Below are 958 nucleotides of genomic sequence, written 5' to 3'. Positions count from 1 at the left end.
AGTGCTCACACAGATTGTCTGATGAAAAAACAGCAGTAAAAATCTCTGCAGGCTTGTAGCTCAGGTGGTTAGAGCGCACCCCTGATAAGGGTGAGGTCGGTGGTTCAAGTCCACTCAGGCCTACCAAATTCTTGCCGATGCTGCGTTGCGGCGACACTCACATACTTCAGTATGCTTCGTGTCACCACGCCTTGCCTCAACAAGAATTAGCGGTACAGAGATTAGTGTATACGATGGGGTTATAGCTCAGCTGGGAGAGCGCCTGCCTTGCACGCAGGAGGTCTGCGGTTCGATCCCGCATAGCTCCACCATCCTTTTACTGCGAAAAACAAGAAAACTTCAGAGTGAACCTGAAAAGGTGCACTGCGAAGTTTTGCTCTTTAAAAATCTGGATCAAGCTGAAAATTGAAACGACACACATGTTATGTGTGTTCGAGTCTCTCAAATTTTCGCAATTTGATGATGAATCGAAAGAAACATCTTCGGGTTGTGAGGTTAAGCGACTAAGCGTACACGGTGGATGCCCTGGCAGTCAGAGGCGATGAAGGACGTGCTAATCTGCGAAAAGCGCCGGCGAGGTGATATGAACCTTTGACCCGGCGATGTCCGAATGGGGAAACCCAGTGTGATCCGTCACACTATCGTTAACTGAATACATAGGTTAACGAGGCGAACCGGGGGAACTGAAACATCTAAGTACCCCGAGGAAAAGAAATCAACCGAGATTCCCCCAGTAGCGGCGAGCGAACGGGGAGCAGCCCAGAGTCTGAATCAGCTTGTGTGTTAGTGGAAGCGTCTGGAAAGTCGCACGGTACAGGGTGACAGTCCCGTACACGAAAGCACACAGGTTGTGAACTCGAAGAGTAGGGCGGGACACGTGGTATCCTGTCTGAATATGGGGGGACCATCCTCCAAGGCTAAATACTCCTGACTGACCGATAGTGAACCAGTACCGTGA

At 50.2% G+C, this 958-nt stretch carries 2 tRNA genes and 1 rRNA gene; all 3 read left to right on the top strand.

The features are described 5' to 3' along the window. The first annotated feature begins 49 nt into the window (after nt 1-49). A tRNA-Ile gene (locus E3U32_RS13000) sits at nt 50-126 on the top strand. Nucleotides 127-235: 109 nt separating this feature from the next. Further along, a tRNA-Ala gene (locus E3U32_RS12995) sits at nt 236-311 on the top strand. A 182-nt stretch (nt 312-493) separates the two neighbouring features. Beyond that, a 23S ribosomal RNA gene (locus E3U32_RS12990) occupies nt 494-958 on the top strand; the annotation flags it as partial.

The organism is Lelliottia nimipressuralis (genome assembly GCF_004402045.1).
Taxonomy (GTDB): domain Bacteria; phylum Pseudomonadota; class Gammaproteobacteria; order Enterobacterales; family Enterobacteriaceae; genus Enterobacter; species Enterobacter chinensis.
This window is presented reverse-complemented; position numbering and strand designations above follow the sequence as displayed.